This is a genomic window from Mesorhizobium sp. Root695 (assembly GCF_001428185.1).
GTDB lineage: Bacteria > Pseudomonadota > Alphaproteobacteria > Rhizobiales > Rhizobiaceae > Mesorhizobium.
This window is the reverse complement of sequence record NZ_LMHO01000009.1, coordinates 106,771-120,189: the sequence shown is the minus strand read 5'-3', so window position 1 is coordinate 120,189 and position 13,419 is coordinate 106,771. Positions and strand designations below refer to the sequence as shown.

The 13,419-nt window shown below is 59.2% G+C and carries 14 protein-coding genes; 3 read left to right on the top strand and 11 right to left on the bottom strand.

Features of this window, described 5'->3' with window-relative positions; translation table 11 throughout:
* Positions 1-200: 200 nt before the first annotated feature.
* The 5 genes from xth to ASD99_RS11035 form a co-directional block, all read right to left on the bottom strand.
* Positions 201-995: an exodeoxyribonuclease III gene (xth, locus tag ASD99_RS11055; RefSeq protein ID WP_057143638.1), complete on the bottom strand. Its 795-nt coding sequence runs from the start codon at positions 993-995 to the stop codon at positions 201-203.
* Entirely contained in the window at positions 992-1,330 is a 339-nt protein-coding gene (locus ASD99_RS11050; RefSeq protein WP_057143637.1) for a SemiSWEET family sugar transporter, read from the bottom strand. Before ASD99_RS11050 ends, xth begins: the two co-directional genes overlap by 4 nt.
* Before the next feature lie 485 nt (positions 1,331-1,815).
* Positions 1,816-2,007, bottom strand: a complete 192-nt coding sequence (locus tag ASD99_RS11045; RefSeq protein WP_057143720.1) for a DUF3606 domain-containing protein — start codon at positions 2,005-2,007, stop codon at positions 1,816-1,818.
* Positions 2,008-2,631: 624 nt separating this feature from the next.
* A complete protein-coding gene (locus ASD99_RS11040; RefSeq protein WP_057143636.1) occupies positions 2,632-3,228 on the bottom strand; it encodes a general stress protein in 597 nt (198 codons plus the stop codon).
* 21 nt (positions 3,229-3,249) lie between these two features.
* Positions 3,250-3,990 (bottom strand): DUF4142 domain-containing protein, encoded by a 741-nt coding sequence (locus ASD99_RS11035; protein ID WP_057143634.1) that lies wholly within the window; start codon positions 3,988-3,990, stop codon positions 3,250-3,252.
* Positions 3,991-4,361: 371 nt separating this feature from the next.
* Between ASD99_RS11035 and ASD99_RS11030 the strand changes: the two genes are divergently transcribed.
* The 3 genes from ASD99_RS11030 (at position 4,362) to ASD99_RS11020 (ending at position 7,744) form a co-directional block, all read left to right on the top strand.
* Positions 4,362-5,516: a zinc-dependent alcohol dehydrogenase gene (locus ASD99_RS11030; protein ID WP_057143632.1), complete on the top strand. Its 1,155-nt coding sequence runs from the start codon at positions 4,362-4,364 to the stop codon at positions 5,514-5,516.
* Between the two features lie 364 nt (positions 5,517-5,880).
* Positions 5,881-6,774, top strand: a complete 894-nt coding sequence (locus ASD99_RS11025; protein ID WP_057143631.1) for an SDR family oxidoreductase — start codon at positions 5,881-5,883, stop codon at positions 6,772-6,774.
* Positions 6,775-6,823: 49 nt separating this feature from the next.
* Positions 6,824-7,744, top strand: a complete 921-nt coding sequence (locus tag ASD99_RS11020) for a c-type cytochrome (RefSeq protein WP_057143629.1) — start codon at positions 6,824-6,826, stop codon at positions 7,742-7,744.
* Positions 7,745-7,746: 2 nt separating this feature from the next.
* On the opposite strand, the gene ASD99_RS11015 is transcribed toward ASD99_RS11020, so the two are convergent.
* From ASD99_RS11015 to ASD99_RS10985, 6 genes are all read right to left on the bottom strand, one after another.
* Positions 7,747-8,124, bottom strand: coding sequence for a c-type cytochrome (locus tag ASD99_RS11015; RefSeq protein WP_082583248.1), 378 nt, complete (start codon positions 8,122-8,124; stop codon positions 7,747-7,749).
* A 31-nt stretch (positions 8,125-8,155) separates the two neighbouring features.
* The gene (locus tag ASD99_RS11010) at positions 8,156-9,034 is read right to left on the bottom strand and encodes a cytochrome c oxidase assembly protein (RefSeq protein ID WP_057143626.1); all 879 of its coding nucleotides are present in this window, start codon (positions 9,032-9,034) and stop codon (positions 8,156-8,158) included.
* A gap of 292 nt (positions 9,035-9,326) precedes the next feature.
* Complete coding sequence (locus ASD99_RS11000) at positions 9,327-9,929, bottom strand: heme-copper oxidase subunit III (protein WP_057143622.1); 603 nt, start codon at positions 9,927-9,929, stop codon at positions 9,327-9,329.
* Positions 9,926-11,836, bottom strand: a complete 1,911-nt coding sequence (gene ctaD, locus ASD99_RS10995) for a cytochrome c oxidase subunit I (RefSeq protein WP_057143620.1) — start codon at positions 11,834-11,836, stop codon at positions 9,926-9,928. Before ctaD ends, ASD99_RS11000 begins: the two co-directional genes overlap by 4 nt.
* Positions 11,833-12,822, bottom strand: a complete 990-nt coding sequence (gene coxB / locus ASD99_RS10990) for a cytochrome c oxidase subunit II (RefSeq protein ID WP_057143618.1) — start codon at positions 12,820-12,822, stop codon at positions 11,833-11,835. Before coxB ends, ctaD begins: the two co-directional genes overlap by 4 nt.
* Positions 12,819-13,403 (bottom strand): c-type cytochrome, encoded by a 585-nt coding sequence (locus ASD99_RS10985; RefSeq protein WP_082583247.1) that lies wholly within the window; start codon positions 13,401-13,403, stop codon positions 12,819-12,821. Before ASD99_RS10985 ends, coxB begins: the two co-directional genes overlap by 4 nt.
* Positions 13,404-13,419 lie beyond the last annotated feature (16 nt).

Here is a 13,419-nt window from a genome sequence, read left to right as displayed (position 1 = left end):
CTTGAGGTGTGCACCTGCCGATACCGGTGGTCGTTATTGTGCGGTCTGGTGCGGGCCTTTACTTTAGCATTGCTCGCCGATCTTCTTCGCGGCCCTCCATGCGACCTGAAGCCCGGAAATGTTTCGCCTGACCCGTCGTAAGCGTGGGTGGTGGAACTGAAGCGGAATTTGCGGATGCCATATAGCATTGCGCACACGGCTCAGATTCGGCGGTTCTGCTCATCGATCTCGATCCATGCCGGCGCGTGATCGCTTGGTTTCTCCCATCCGCGTGTCTCCACATCAACGCCGGCACTGCGCAAATGGGAAGACAGGGAAGGGGTCACCAGGAGATGGTCCATTCGAAGTCCTGAACTCCGGTCGTATCCGCCTCGATAGGAGAAGTTCCAGTAGGTGTAGATAGCGTTCTCTGGATGAGTGTGACGAACGGCATCGATCCATCCTTGAGCAAGCATCCGGCTGTAGGCGTCCCTGCTTTCGGGGAAGTACACCGCGTCGCCGATCCATCGCCTCGGCACGACCGCATCGAGTGCGGTCGGAACCACATTGTAATCGCCGCAGAGCACGGTTGGCCTGCCGGCTTCAATCAACGACTGACCGTAGCTGATAAGCCTGTCAAACCAGCCAAGCTTATAATCGAACTTGGGACCTGGCGCTGGATTGCCATTGGGCAGGTAGAGACAGCCGATTACAAGCCCATTTACGTCGGCCTCGATGTAGCGGCTGTGCGTATCGTCGGGATCGCCAGGCAAACCGCGTCGGCGTTCTACGGGATCCGTCCCGCGGGCTAGGATTGCAACGCCGTTATAGGACTTCTGGCCGTGCCAGATAGCGCCGTATCCAGCGTTGCTGATCGCATCCAACGGAGACTTTTCGTCAGATGTTTTGAGTTCCTGAAGGCAAACGATGTCGCACTTGGCTTCATCCAGCCATCTGAGAAGTACTGGCAGTCGACCGTTGACGCCGTTTACATTGAAAGTTGCAATACGGGTCATGCGGACCTCTTATTGCCCTGTTGAGTTCTGGATGCGCGTTGATGATCCGGATCAAGAACGTCGGCGACTGCATCCTTCTCATCGCGAGGTAGAACCGTCATCGTAAAGATGAAGGCTGACAGCAAAAGGCAGACGCCGTTGGTTATGATTATGGGCCATTCCAGCTTAATCATGCCAAAAGCCAACCACAGGGCAAAACCCAAAACCGTGATTCCATACATGGGCGCGGAGATCCCGCCTGTGTCTCGCGTTTTGATGATCTTCCAAGCCTGTGGTGTAAAGCTGGTCATGGAGCAGACAGTTGCGAGGTAACCAATAAGCGTGACTGCGTTCATGCGTGCCGCCCTAATGAAGCTGGTCTTCGGACATGCGTGCCAGCTGTCGCGCAAGCAGGCGCCGGAGCTTCCCGCCTAAGCTGCAGACCCATTCCGGGAATAGGGTTTTCGGTTACTTTTCCCCCTGCTCAATAACGTGAAACGCGCTGGTTTTTCCGCCCGCAGCGGGTCTTACCCTAATCCACGGTTTTCCGGATGCTTTCCCGGGCATCATAGGCTTAGGGACGGTCTTAACCACCGCATGCACATGGCTTTGCGCCGCAACTGAAAGGCTTCGCACGACCTTTTTGCCATTCATCAATTCGACCCGAAAGTTTTCCATCAGCTTGCCCCCCCGCACCTAGAGTTTAGCGAACGTCCCAATAGAAAAAATTAACAAAAGGAACGCGGCGAGGCGAGGATCCCTCACAAGCCAATTTTTGGGATCGATCGGGCTGCGCAAATACGCAACGCAACCAACAGGACTGGCCAGTTCAACACCTACCTCAGGCTCGGCCTCTCGGCGCCAGTGCTTCCCTTTCCAGTATCTTACGGCTGTTGCCGTGCTTTGCGATGAGTTCCCTCACTTGCTGGGGGGTGATGCCTGTCTTGCTGGCGAAATATTCGACCTCGTAGTCCTCGTCAGCCGATACACGATCGCGGTCGCGAAAGTCTCGTTTGCTCTTATCATCAGCCATTTTGTTCCTCCATACAAAGCGATCGACGGAAACGCCATTCGAGGCGATTTGTTTCAATCTATCTCATTGGCGGGCTGGCAGATTTTTTGACGCTGACTTGGATCCCGAATTCGTGAGGCAACTCATATCATGACATCCGCCGGGCTCTTGGGGCGCATCTTGTCGAGACGTGGAAGTGCGACGCATATATACAAGATATCGTCGAACCTGACAGACGCATCCAGAAGCTAAAGCCGGGCGAGGCCAAGGCGATTTTCCATCTTATCGACGGTGTTGGACTGACGCGGCTGCTAACGTTAAATATCGTCAGTCTTTGGTTTTAGTGCTTCTGCTTCCCGCTTGAGTTTGGGCCAGTCGGCGCCGTGCTTTTGAAGAAGCCTGCGTGCCTGCCTCGGTGTTATCGATGCGACCTGTGTAAGATGGTCGATCTCAAGCTCTTGCCCTTTTACGACGCGACTTGAATCGTTCGACTTGTTTACGCTCATAGAATTGAACCCTGCTCCTAGCCACGGCTCGGCTGCGGGATTGCAGCCGCTTAGAGCACGTAAATTCACGCTCCCGCTGATGAGCGATGAGCGGATCTGAAAGGAGCAAGGCGGCCTTGGCCGCCTTGCGAGTGTCACATCAAAGATCGCGTCCACGTCTATCCCGCTGTAGGTCTTCTCCGCTATAGACGTCGGCGTTCGGGTCGAAACCGGTCCAGCCGCCAGCCTCGTATTCATTGCGTCTGCCAGCGACGTCGACCGAATTGTATTGCTTGAGGATTTGTTCGGCATTCGCCGCAAGATTATCGTCGACCTTGGCCGTGACCATCGTCCCGCCGCGACGAACGCCTTCGGCATAGACATGGGCGTCGTTTTCAGGGACGCCGGCGTTTGTCATGGCGCCGATGATGCCCCCTGCTGCACCACCGACCACGGCCCCGCCAACCGCGCCGACAGCAGTGGCAGCCAACCACCCGGCTGCAACCACAGGTCCCACCCCAGGAATGGCCATCAGGCCGAGGCCTGTTGCCAGGCCGCCGGCGCCGCCAATGACGGCGCCCACGCCAGCACCAGTGGCCGCGTCCTCGCCGGCTTCGCTCTCCTCATCCTTGTGCCAGCCGGTCGCATTGTTGGCCACAATGCTGATGTCATCGCGCGGGACGCCGGTGGCCACGAGTTCGCCTACGGCATCATTGGCATCGTCATAATTGTCGAACAGTCCGGTTACGGTTTTCATCTGGTTCTCCTGGCTTTCTATTCACTTGGTGCCGGCAACAACGTTGCCTTGGTAATCGAGCGCGATCGGCGTCGACTTGCCGTCCTTGCTCGCTGTTCCGCGCCAGATGCCGTTGTCATCCTTTGTCAGGGCAGAGACGTCGGCATAACCCGCCTTTTCGATCGCGCTCTTGGCCTGGGCTTCGGTAAAACTGTTGGCGCCGGCAACTGGAGCTGCCGGATTGGTGGCGCCGCTGGTGACAGCCGGTGTGCTGCCGTCAGAAGCAGGCGCCGTCGTTGCAACCTTCTGAATCATGTCCTGATGCATCTTGAGTGTGGGCAGCGTGTCAGCCGCAAAGGATTTCAGGGCGGCGTTGTCGCCGTCCTTGGCATAGGCCTCGAAGAGGCTGACCGCATCGGCATGGGCCGCCTTCTGCATGTCTGCATAAGATGCGTCTACTGGCGCCGGACCCGCCTGCAGCTTGTCGACATCGCTTTTGTGTGCAGCATCGAGGTCGGCGGGCACCTTCAGTTTCTGTTCGCCGGCGATGCTTTCAAGCTTCGCATTGGCGGCGCCATGATCGGAGATCATCTTCTGGGCGAAGTCCTTTAGGCCTTGGTCCTGCAGCTTGTCTTGGGCGACCTTGCTCGACTGGACTTCGAAAATTCCGCCGATCGCGGCCTTGGTGACGAAATCCTGGGCGGTCTCGACAGCGAGCGATGGCCAGGCAAATGCCACCGACGCGGCTAACGATAGCGACGCCAGACGAAGACTGTTTCTCATGGTGATGTTCCTCAGTTGAGATTGGTGAATCCAAACCTGCTCGCGGCGTGTTTGTTCCCAGGCAAATACGAACGCGCTGCCAAATTCAATGAAGGCGCTGTTCGTCGTTCACATGGTTGAAGCAGGCGAAAAAGTTTTGGCGCGGCGCGAATTGCGCGGAAGAGCCGGTGGTTCGCCATCGAGCCTATGAGCGGCCTTCTCGGTGCTGAAATGCGTCCTCTCACAGGCTGACGGGGTGTCAGGTCAAATCCGTAGGGCGAGTTCACTGGTTGTTTGCGGTGTGAATATTCAAACCGAGCAAAGGTTCGCGCTGGATCAGGAACATTTTGTCAAGCGGCAGGTTAGCGAGGCACAACCACCGGAGAATGACGATGAAGGCGCTCACCTGGCACGGCAAAAGTGACATACGGTGCGAGCAGGTGGATGACCCGATCATTGAGAACGACCGCGATATTATCATCAAGGTTACGGCTTGTGCGATCTGCGGGTCAGACCTTCATCTGATGGGAGGATTTGTCCCGGAAATGCACGCCCATGACGTGCTTGGGCACGAGACAATGGGCGAGGTCGTTGAAGTCGGGAAGGGTCACTCCAAGTTCAGGATGGGCGAGCGCGTCGTGGTGCCGTTCACGATCGCCTGCGGCGAGTGCCGGATGTGCAAGTGGCAGCTGTTTTCGCTCTGCGAGAGGTCGAATCCAGCCGGCGCCAAGCAAGCCGAGCAGATGGGGTATCCAACTGCTGGGCTGTTCGGTTATTCGCACATGTATGGCGGCTTCGCGGGTGGCCAGGCAGAATTCTTGCGCGTACCCTATGCCGACGTTGGCCCTATCAAGGTGCCAGATGGCCTGACAGACGAGCAGGTACTGTTTCTCTCCGATATTTTTCCCACCGGGTATCAGGCGGCGGAAAACTGCAACATTCAACCCGGTGATACAGTGCTCGTCTTCGGCTGCGGGCCAGTTGGCCAGTTCGCAATCAAGTCAGCCTTTCTCCTAGGCGCGGGCCGGGTCATCGCGCTGGACATCGTCCCCGAACGGCTGGCGCTTGCGCAAGCGTCGGGAGCGGAAACGCTGAGATATGACGACGAAGATCTGCAAAAGCAGATCCTGGCTATGACGGGCGGTAAAGGGCCGGATTCTGTCATCGAAGCGGTCGGCATGGAGAGCCACGGCCCCGGTGGCGTCATGGAGACCTTGCAAACGGACCTTACGGCGATGGAGAGGCCTTATGCGCTGCAACAGGCGCTGATGGCCTGCCGACCGGGCGGCACTGTCTCGTTGCCGGGGGTGTTCGTTGGAAGCGTTCCTGTGCCCATGGGAATGTTCGTTGGCAAAGGGCTGACAATGAAGACGGGCCAAACACATGTCCAGCGCTATTTGGAGCCGTTGATGAAGCTCATTGAGGGCGGAAAAATCGACCCGTCCTTTCTGATTACCCACCGCATTGGGCTCGAAGAAGGACCGGAGGCTTACAAGACCTTCCGCGACAAGAAGGATGGCTGCATCAAGGTCGTCATCAAACCGTAGGCTCAATCACCCGCCCGGCAATCGCCCTCAATTCGATGGAAACTTACTTCGATTGCGCAACGTTGAGGGCTGCGACGGGGAATTCCATCTTGCATGAGTGCGAACCGCCCGAGATGAAGCTTCCTGCCATGTTACGACATGGAGCAACTTTGTGTGTTCCTTTGCGCAGTAGACCGAAGCGAATCTGATGCCACGCCAGCTGATGTCAACCTTTGCGGCTTTGTCGCGTTCCGAGGCCGACGCAACTATTGGGCGGGAGATGACTTCTGCTGCGCGGCGACTGTTTTTCTAACCAGACTCTCAGCGGAACAAAGGGTTTCTCCTCGCGTTGCGGCAAGGTCAACGAGGATATGGAGGCTTCACGGTGAATGATCGTGCATTACTTCGGGATCCGCGTCAGGAGTATCCCGCGCCGCCTTTTCCAAAACAGCCGCAGACCACTCCTGGCCTTGCCGGAAATATGGATCCGGTGCCGGATCACGGCGAGGAAAGCTATCGGGGCTCTGGTAAGCTAGCTGGGCGCAAGGCGCTCGTGACAGGGGGCGATTCCGGGATAGGGAGGGCCGTCGCTATAGCCTTTGCGCGGGAAGGAGCGGATGTAGCCATTTCTTACCTCGCGGAAGAGGGGGCGGATGCCAAGGAGGTCATCCACCTTATCGAAGCCGCGGGCAGCAAGGCGCTGGCGCTGCCTGGCGACATCAAGGACGAGGCTTGGTGTCGGGGTTTGGTAGACAAAGCTGTCTCCGCCCTCGGTGGCCTCGATCTGCTTGTGATCAATGCCGGGAGGCAGCAATATCGCGAGAGCATTGATGAGTTGACGACAGATGACTTCGACAAGACCATGAAAACGAATCTGTACGCACTTCATTGGATCGCTCAAGCAGCCGCGCCGCATCTCCCTGCCGGCGCCTCCATCATCACCACGGCATCGATCCAGGCCTACGAGCCTTCGGCGATCCTGCTCGACTATGCCACCACCAAAGCCGGCATTGTCGCTTATACCAAGGCGCTCGCCAAGCAATTGATCAAGCGGGGCATTCGGGCCAATGTCGTGGCTCCCGGGCCTGTCTGGACAGTGCTGCAGCCAAGCGGCGGTCAGCCAGATGAAAAGGTCAAGCATTTCGGTGAGGACAGCGATTTCGGCCGTCCTGGACAGCCGGTCGAGCTAGCGCCCGTCTATGTGCTGCTGGCCTCGCGGGAAGCCAGTTTCATAAATGGCGAAGTTTATGGCGTCACTGGCGGCAAGGGTGTCGCGTGACCCTATATTCGCGTGACCCCATATAGAGACATCGAAGTTTAGGGACGCCATGGGGCGCATTGCATACAAAGTTGCTGTCGCCATTCTCCTGACCGCAGCGGCTGCTGCGATCGCCGCGTTCTTGGTGACCTCGGCTCGCCCGCCGTTCTCGCCAGACGATCCGCGATTCGAAGTGAAAGGGGATGTGGGCCGCGGCAAGCTGGTCTTCGCGGCGGGGGACTGCGCCTCCTGCCACGCTACCCCCGGACAGTCAGATCGACTACAACTGGGCGGTGGCATGGCGCTTGGGTCGCCGTTCGGCACTTTCAGGCCGCCCAACATTTCCCCTGATCCCGTTGACGGTATAGGCAAATGGAGCGCCGCCGATCTGGCAAATGCGCTGATCGGTGGAGTGTCTCCCAGGCGTGAACACTATTACCCGTCCTTCCCATACACCAGCTTCACCGGCATGACCGTCGCCGACATCAACGATGTCTACGCCTATCTCATGACGCTGCCAAAAGTGTCTGGACGTGCGCCGCCGCACGATCCCGCAATCCTGTTCAGCATTCGCCGGTCCGTCGGATTTTGGAAGCTGATGTTTTTCCGCCAGGGCCGGTCGGCTGCGAACGCACACGGCAAGACGATGCCTGATCGTGGCCCATACCTCGTCGAAACCGTTTCTCATTGCGCGGAATGCCACTCCAGCCGAAATGCGTTTGGAGCAATCCGGTCCGATACGCTGTTTGCCGGCGGCATCGACCCGCAAGGCACCGGGTTCGTGCCCAACATTACGCAGGAACGATTGGTGGCTTGGACCGAGACCGATATTGCCACGATGCTTAGAACCGGAGAGACGCCCAACCACGGCCGGGTGGGATCGTCCATGGCCGACGTGGTGACGAATACCGCCATGCTGCCTGAAGGCGACCGCGAGGCGATCGCGCACTACATCAAAGGGCTTCCGCCGGTCGCGACCCCACACCCATAGCTTCATTGGGCATAAAGATACGCTGCAAGATCCCGCGCTTCCTGTTCAGAAATCCCCGATTGCGGCATGGCCGTTTGCGGGGAGAAGCGCTGCGGCGAAACGATCCAGGCGACCAGATTGTCTGGACGGTTTTCCAGGACACCCGCGATATAAACGCGCTTCGACAGTTCCGTCAGTGGCGCCCCAGTCTGGCCGTCCGCCCCAGGAATCCCGGAGATCGTGTGACATCCGGCGCAGCCATAGCGACGAAAGATCGCCGGCGCTCGACCGGGATCGCCCCCGGTCATCACCCTGGCAATGGCAGCTCTGGTATGGTTGTGACGCACGACACTGGTCGTGACAAACGCGGCGGAAGCCACGACGATAAACACCGTGGCCATGGCGACCCCGCCGGGGGCTGATGCGAGCGGACTAGACATTTTGCGCCTTTCTCTCGCTCGAGCCTCTGATCCAAAGCGCCAGCATCGTCAGTGCCGCACCTGCATAGACGGTGCCGGCGGGGATCCACATGATCATGCCTGCCAGTTGTTGGTCTTCAAGCGGCGTCAAGCCCCATGCCATCGCGGCTTGCGTCTGCGCGGCGTACAAGACGCGGGGAGCGAGAGCCATCAATGCGCCCAGAACGCTTGTGTGGATCATAGTGAAAAACAGATGCCAGGCAGCCGAGCCGTAATCGCTTCGCCAAACAAGCGCCCACCAAAACAAGATCGCCGTGGCGAAGAAAGTGAGGTGCTGAAAGCGATGCACTGCGGGGTTTGTAACGGCGGCGTCGAAGACTATCGGCACGTGCCAGGCCCAGATTGCAACGCCATGCAAGATGGTTGCGCTGGTCGCGCCTGTGCTCCTGTCCCACAGCACGCGCAATAGAGGCGCCCGCATCAGCATTCCCGCCGCCATACGGGCCCTGGCGGGCAATCCCCACAGCAGGATTCCAATCGGCCGCGCCAACACGATCAAAGGGGCCGATACAGCCATGACGATCTCGTGCTCGATCATGTGAAAGGTAAAGAGGTGTTCGCCAAGCCAGTGAAGAGGGGATAGCAGCGCACCAGCCAGAGTGAGCATTCCAGCGCTGTAAAGGCAGATGCGGTGGTACATACCCCCGGGCCGCCTTGTGCGTCGGGCCAGTCTTGCCGCTCCCACGCAATACAGAACTGCCAGCGTCCCGAGTGGCACCACCATCCACGGATCGAAAGTCCAGGCAGGCTCCAAGCCATGCGCATCGTCGCCATGCGCCATGGCCGGCCAGGCCATCATACCGCAGATCAGGGCGCAGATCAGCGTTGGCATGCGTCCAGCAGCATCGTGGCTGCCTCCTGCAACACCAGGGCAAAGACAAATGCCAGCGCGATCAGAAATCCCGCGTCAACAATAAAGCGCCTTGTCTGGACTGTCCCGTGTGAAGCCGCACGCGCTGCAGTTAGGCCAGCGATCGAAACAACCAGAAGAACCCCGCAGAGGACGGCGCTCCACGAACTATTCTGTCGGCAGTCAATGTAGGGCATGATTTGGCCAAGTTGGGTGCTGAGCGCCCAGCCTAGCGGCGCGACACCAACTCCGGTCCATTGCAGCCATGTTTTTCTCAAAGCCGAGGTATCCAATAGAGGCAGGCGTACATGGGCAACCACGTCGCAACCACGAAGTTCCAGTACATCGCATTGTCGCTGACATCTCCGAACCGGCGCGGCGTGTCGCCATGCCGGGAAAACATCAGGCAGGCGAGCACCAGCGTCTCGATCCCATCCGTCAGGATGTGGGTGGTGTGGAGGCCAAGCATGACCCATACAATCGACCCGTATGCGTTTTGATCCCACTTAATATGCATCGCCGGAAACTCGAAGACACGCAGGACCAGAGGCACTATTCCCAGTACGGCCATGACGATCAATCCGAGGCGAACTTTTTGCAGATCCTGCTCGCGCGCCCAGCGTGCGACGAGGATGTTGGGAACAACGCTTGCCAGCAGAAGGGCCGTCAGGGCCGTGCCGGCGAACAGATCCGGCGGCGGGGCGCCCAATGGCCATCGCGGCGCCAGGCTCATCAGGTAGAGATAGATCACGATCGAGAGCGCAAAGCCGGTCCCTTCGATGAGCATGAAAGCGAGCGTTCCCCACCATGACGGGCTTGCGGTGCCAAGGCCATGCGCTGGGAGCTCGGTCAGATCGAGCACGATGTTTTCTTTCATGACTCGTCCTCCGGCACGCCCTTGGGCCAGAACCAGCCTATCAGTGAGACCGCTACCGGGATGGAACCCCAGACAACCGCCCATGGGCTGAATATGGACCAGACCAGCGTCAAGGTGGTCGCAAGCGCTGCCCAAAGCGGCCAGATAGAATTGCCGACCGATGATTCCCGCGCTTCCGGAATGCCCTCAACGACGCTGGTGATCAAAAGCTCACGACGGTCGACCCGCAAGCCGGCGGCGACGGGCGGGGCGGCCTCCTCCGCCCACAGGGGTTCACTGCTGCCGACCACGGGTAGCCTGGCAAAATTGTAAGGTTGCGGCGGCGACGCCGTCGCCCATTCAAGCGTAGAGGCTCCCCAGGGGTTAGCACTCGCGACGGCGCCTGACCTGGCACTGCGGATGGCATCGATGAAAAACAGAAGGAAGCCAGCGGCCAGGACGATTGCGCTAAGGCTAATGAACATGTTGAGGCCGGCCCAAGGCATCTCGGGCTGATAGGTGTAGATGCGACGCGGCATGCCTTGAAGACCCAGGATGTGCATGGGAAAAAACGTCAGGTTGAAGCCGACAAAGATCAGGCCGAAGACCCAGCGGCCAAGGGTCTCGCTCATCATTTTGCCCGTCAGCTTCGGGAACCAGTAATAAATCGCGCCGAGCAGCGGAAAAACCGCGCCGCCGACCAGGACATAATGGAAATGGGCGACAACGAAATAGGTGTCATGGACCTGGGTATCGAACGGAACGGAGGCCACCATGACGCCGGTGAGGCCGCCAATCGCGAAGATCACCATGAAGCCGATGACGAACAGGAACGGCGTTTTGAAGATCGGCTTTCCCGCCCAGATGGTGGCAAGCCAGCAGAAAATCTGCAATCCGGCCGGGACTGCAATCGCCATGCTGGAGGCGGTGAAAAAGCTCTCTCCCAGTCGTGGAAGACCAGCAACGAACATATGATGGACCCAAAGGCCGAAGGCGAGGACCCCCGTCGCCACCAAGGCCATAACCATCGCCAGGTAGCCAAACACTGGCCGACGCGTAAACGTCGCTACAATGGTCGACACCATGCCCACTGCCGGCAGGAAGATTATGTAGACCTCGGGATGACCGAAGAACCAGAACAGATGCTGCCACAGCAACACATCGCCGCCTTCGGCAGGGTTGAAGAAGTGCGTGCCGACAAGGCGATCGAGGATAAGGCTTGTGCTTGCGATCATGATCGCCGGCATGGCCAGAATGATAAGAAACGACGTCACCAGCATCGACCAGACAAATAACGGAATCCTGTCGAGCGACATCCCCGGCGCGCGCTGCTTGAACACGGTCACAACGATCTCGACGGCGATGGCGAGGGCGGAAACCTCGGTGAAGGTGATCATCTGTGCCCAGATATCGGCGCGTTTCCCCACGCCATATTGCGGCCCCGACAAGGGCACGTAAGCGAACCATCCGACGTCCGGGCCGGTGTCGACGATGAAGGCAATCCACAAGAGCAGGCCGCCCGCGACATAGATCCAGTAGGAAAATGCGTTGAGGCGCGGGAAGGCGATGTTGCGTGTCCCCACCATCAAAGGCACGAGGTAGACGGCCATCGCCTGCATGACGGGGACGGCGAACAGGAACATCATGTTCGAACCGTGCATGGTGAAAATCTGGTTGTAGCGATCGGGTCCGATGAACCTGGCTTCAGGCTGCGACAGTTGCAGCCGCATCAGCAGCGACAGCACCCCGCCAAGCGCCAGGAAAACAAAAGCTGTCGCGATATAGCGTCGGCCGATCACCTTGTGATCCACTGTCGACAGGGCGCCCCACAGCCCCGGCTGCGCTGACCAGGTCGAGGCGAGGGCCTGCGTGAGCTCCTTATCGCTTAATGCCGTGTCCCTGAGCCCATCATCCTTCGAGCGGGTCATTTCAGGCTCTCCATATAGGCCGAGATATCCTGGAGCTCGATACTGGTCAGCGGCACCATCGGCATGTTGTTTCCGGGCTTCAGCGTCTGCGGATCGGCGATCCATGCGGCCATTGAACCGCGCGTGGTCTCGACGAGGCCGGCCGCGATTGTTTGACGACTGCCGACATGGGTAAGGTCAGGTCCGGTGGTGCCGTTGGCGGCTGTGCCCCGAATGGTGTGGCAGGCGGCGCACGGCTTTGCCAGAAAAGCCGCGCGTCCGGCGGCGACGTCAGGACCCGTCGTCGGATTTGCATCAGCACTCTGTGACGCGATCCAGCGTGCGTAGTCGGCTGGCGCCTCGGCGATGACCATCACCGCCATATGGCTGTGCTGCAGTCCGCAGAATTCGGCGCACTGACCGCGATAGACACCCGGCTTCTCGGCCCGCAGCAGCAGGCTGTTGGAGCGCCCCGGGACAAGATCCTGCTTGCCGGCAAGACTGGGGATCCAAAAAGAGTGGATGACATCAGCGCTTTCAAGCCGAACATGAACATCCTGACCAACAGGGATGTGAATTTCGTTGGCGGTCTGAAAGCCAGGTGTTTCGGAGGAACCGGCGTAGATTACCTGCCACCACCATTGCTGCCCTCTTACAGTGATCGTTATAGAGGCTTTTTCCGGAAGGCCGATGCTGCGGGTGGTGTAGAAGCTGGCAACCGTCATGCCGGCAATCATAATGGCGGTCGCGGCCACTGCCGCAGTTACGACCACAGTCAGCCGCCGTTGCCGGATTTCCGTTTCGTCCTGCTGGCGTCTGCGCCACAGTGCGCCACCAAGCACGAGCATCACAGCAAGCCAGATTACCGAGCACAGGGCCACGATGCCGATAATCAGGTGTTCGATATGGAGCGCGGGCGCGCCAGAGGGGTCGAGCGCGGACTGGTTTCCGCTGCAGCCGCACGCGATCGTAGCGGCCCACAACGCGATGACGCGCGCGGCTCTCAAGGCGATGGCCCCTGGTCAGGGTGAACCCCCGCCGGCCCCTGGTCGAAGAGGATTTTTGCCGGACCACGATTTTCGGCAGGGCGGGTGTGTTTGTCATCGTTGCGACTGGGCGCCGCAACTTTGGGCTTATAAGCGCCAATCGTTTGAACATAGCCGGCGAGCTGCCATATCTGCTCGGTCGTCATCCGGTCGCGAAAGGCCGGCATCCCATGCGGCCGGCCGTCCCTGACGGACGCAACAATGGACACGATCTCGGGCCCGTACAGCCACCAGCCGTCCAGGAACGACGGACCATCGCCGCCGCGACCATCACCATGGCATGCCGGGCAGCCGAACCAGGCGTAAAGACGCTTGCCCTGGCTTAAATTGTAGGCGTCCGTTTCGTATGGCTTGCCCGACGCAAAATAACTCTCGGGCGGCGTTCCGCTGATGCCATTTGGCATCAGCCGAAATCTATCAAGATCAGACGCGACAGGCGGATCCAGCCGAAGCTCTCGGGGCTCGCGAAGCCATCCCAAGGTGGCGCTGGCGATGCCGAGCGCTATCGCCGCAGCCGCAAAGGCGCCATTCGAGTAGCTCATCTCCCTCTTCATCATT

Bases quoted from the DNA above. Each gene is read 5' to 3' on its own strand.
- xth (WP_057143638.1), bottom strand. From the start codon at position 995: ATGACCCGTATTGCAACTTTCAATGTAAACGGCGTCAACGGTCGACTG.
- ASD99_RS11050 (WP_057143637.1), bottom strand. From the start codon at position 1,330: ATGAACGCAGTCACGCTTATTGGTTACCTCGCAACTGTCTGCTCCATG.
- ASD99_RS11045 (WP_057143720.1), bottom strand. From the start codon at position 2,007: ATGGCTGATGATAAGAGCAAACGAGACTTTCGCGACCGCGATCGTGTA.
- ASD99_RS11040 (WP_057143636.1), bottom strand. From the start codon at position 3,228: ATGAAAACCGTAACCGGACTGTTCGACAATTATGACGATGCCAATGAT.
- ASD99_RS11035 (WP_057143634.1), bottom strand. From the start codon at position 3,990: ATGAGAAACAGTCTTCGTCTGGCGTCGCTATCGTTAGCCGCGTCGGTG.
- ASD99_RS11030 (WP_057143632.1), top strand. From the start codon at position 4,362: ATGAAGGCGCTCACCTGGCACGGCAAAAGTGACATACGGTGCGAGCAG.
- ASD99_RS11020 (WP_057143629.1), top strand. From the start codon at position 6,824: ATGGGGCGCATTGCATACAAAGTTGCTGTCGCCATTCTCCTGACCGCA.
- ASD99_RS11015 (WP_082583248.1), bottom strand. From the start codon at position 8,124: ATGGCCACGGTGTTTATCGTCGTGGCTTCCGCCGCGTTTGTCACGACC.
- ASD99_RS11010 (WP_057143626.1), bottom strand. From the start codon at position 9,034: ATGCCAACGCTGATCTGCGCCCTGATCTGCGGTATGATGGCCTGGCCG.
- ASD99_RS11000 (WP_057143622.1), bottom strand. From the start codon at position 9,929: ATGAAAGAAAACATCGTGCTCGATCTGACCGAGCTCCCAGCGCATGGC.
- ctaD (WP_057143620.1), bottom strand. From the start codon at position 11,836: ATGACCCGCTCGAAGGATGATGGGCTCAGGGACACGGCATTAAGCGAT.
- ASD99_RS10985 (WP_082583247.1), bottom strand. From the start codon at position 13,403: ATGAGCTACTCGAATGGCGCCTTTGCGGCTGCGGCGATAGCGCTCGGC.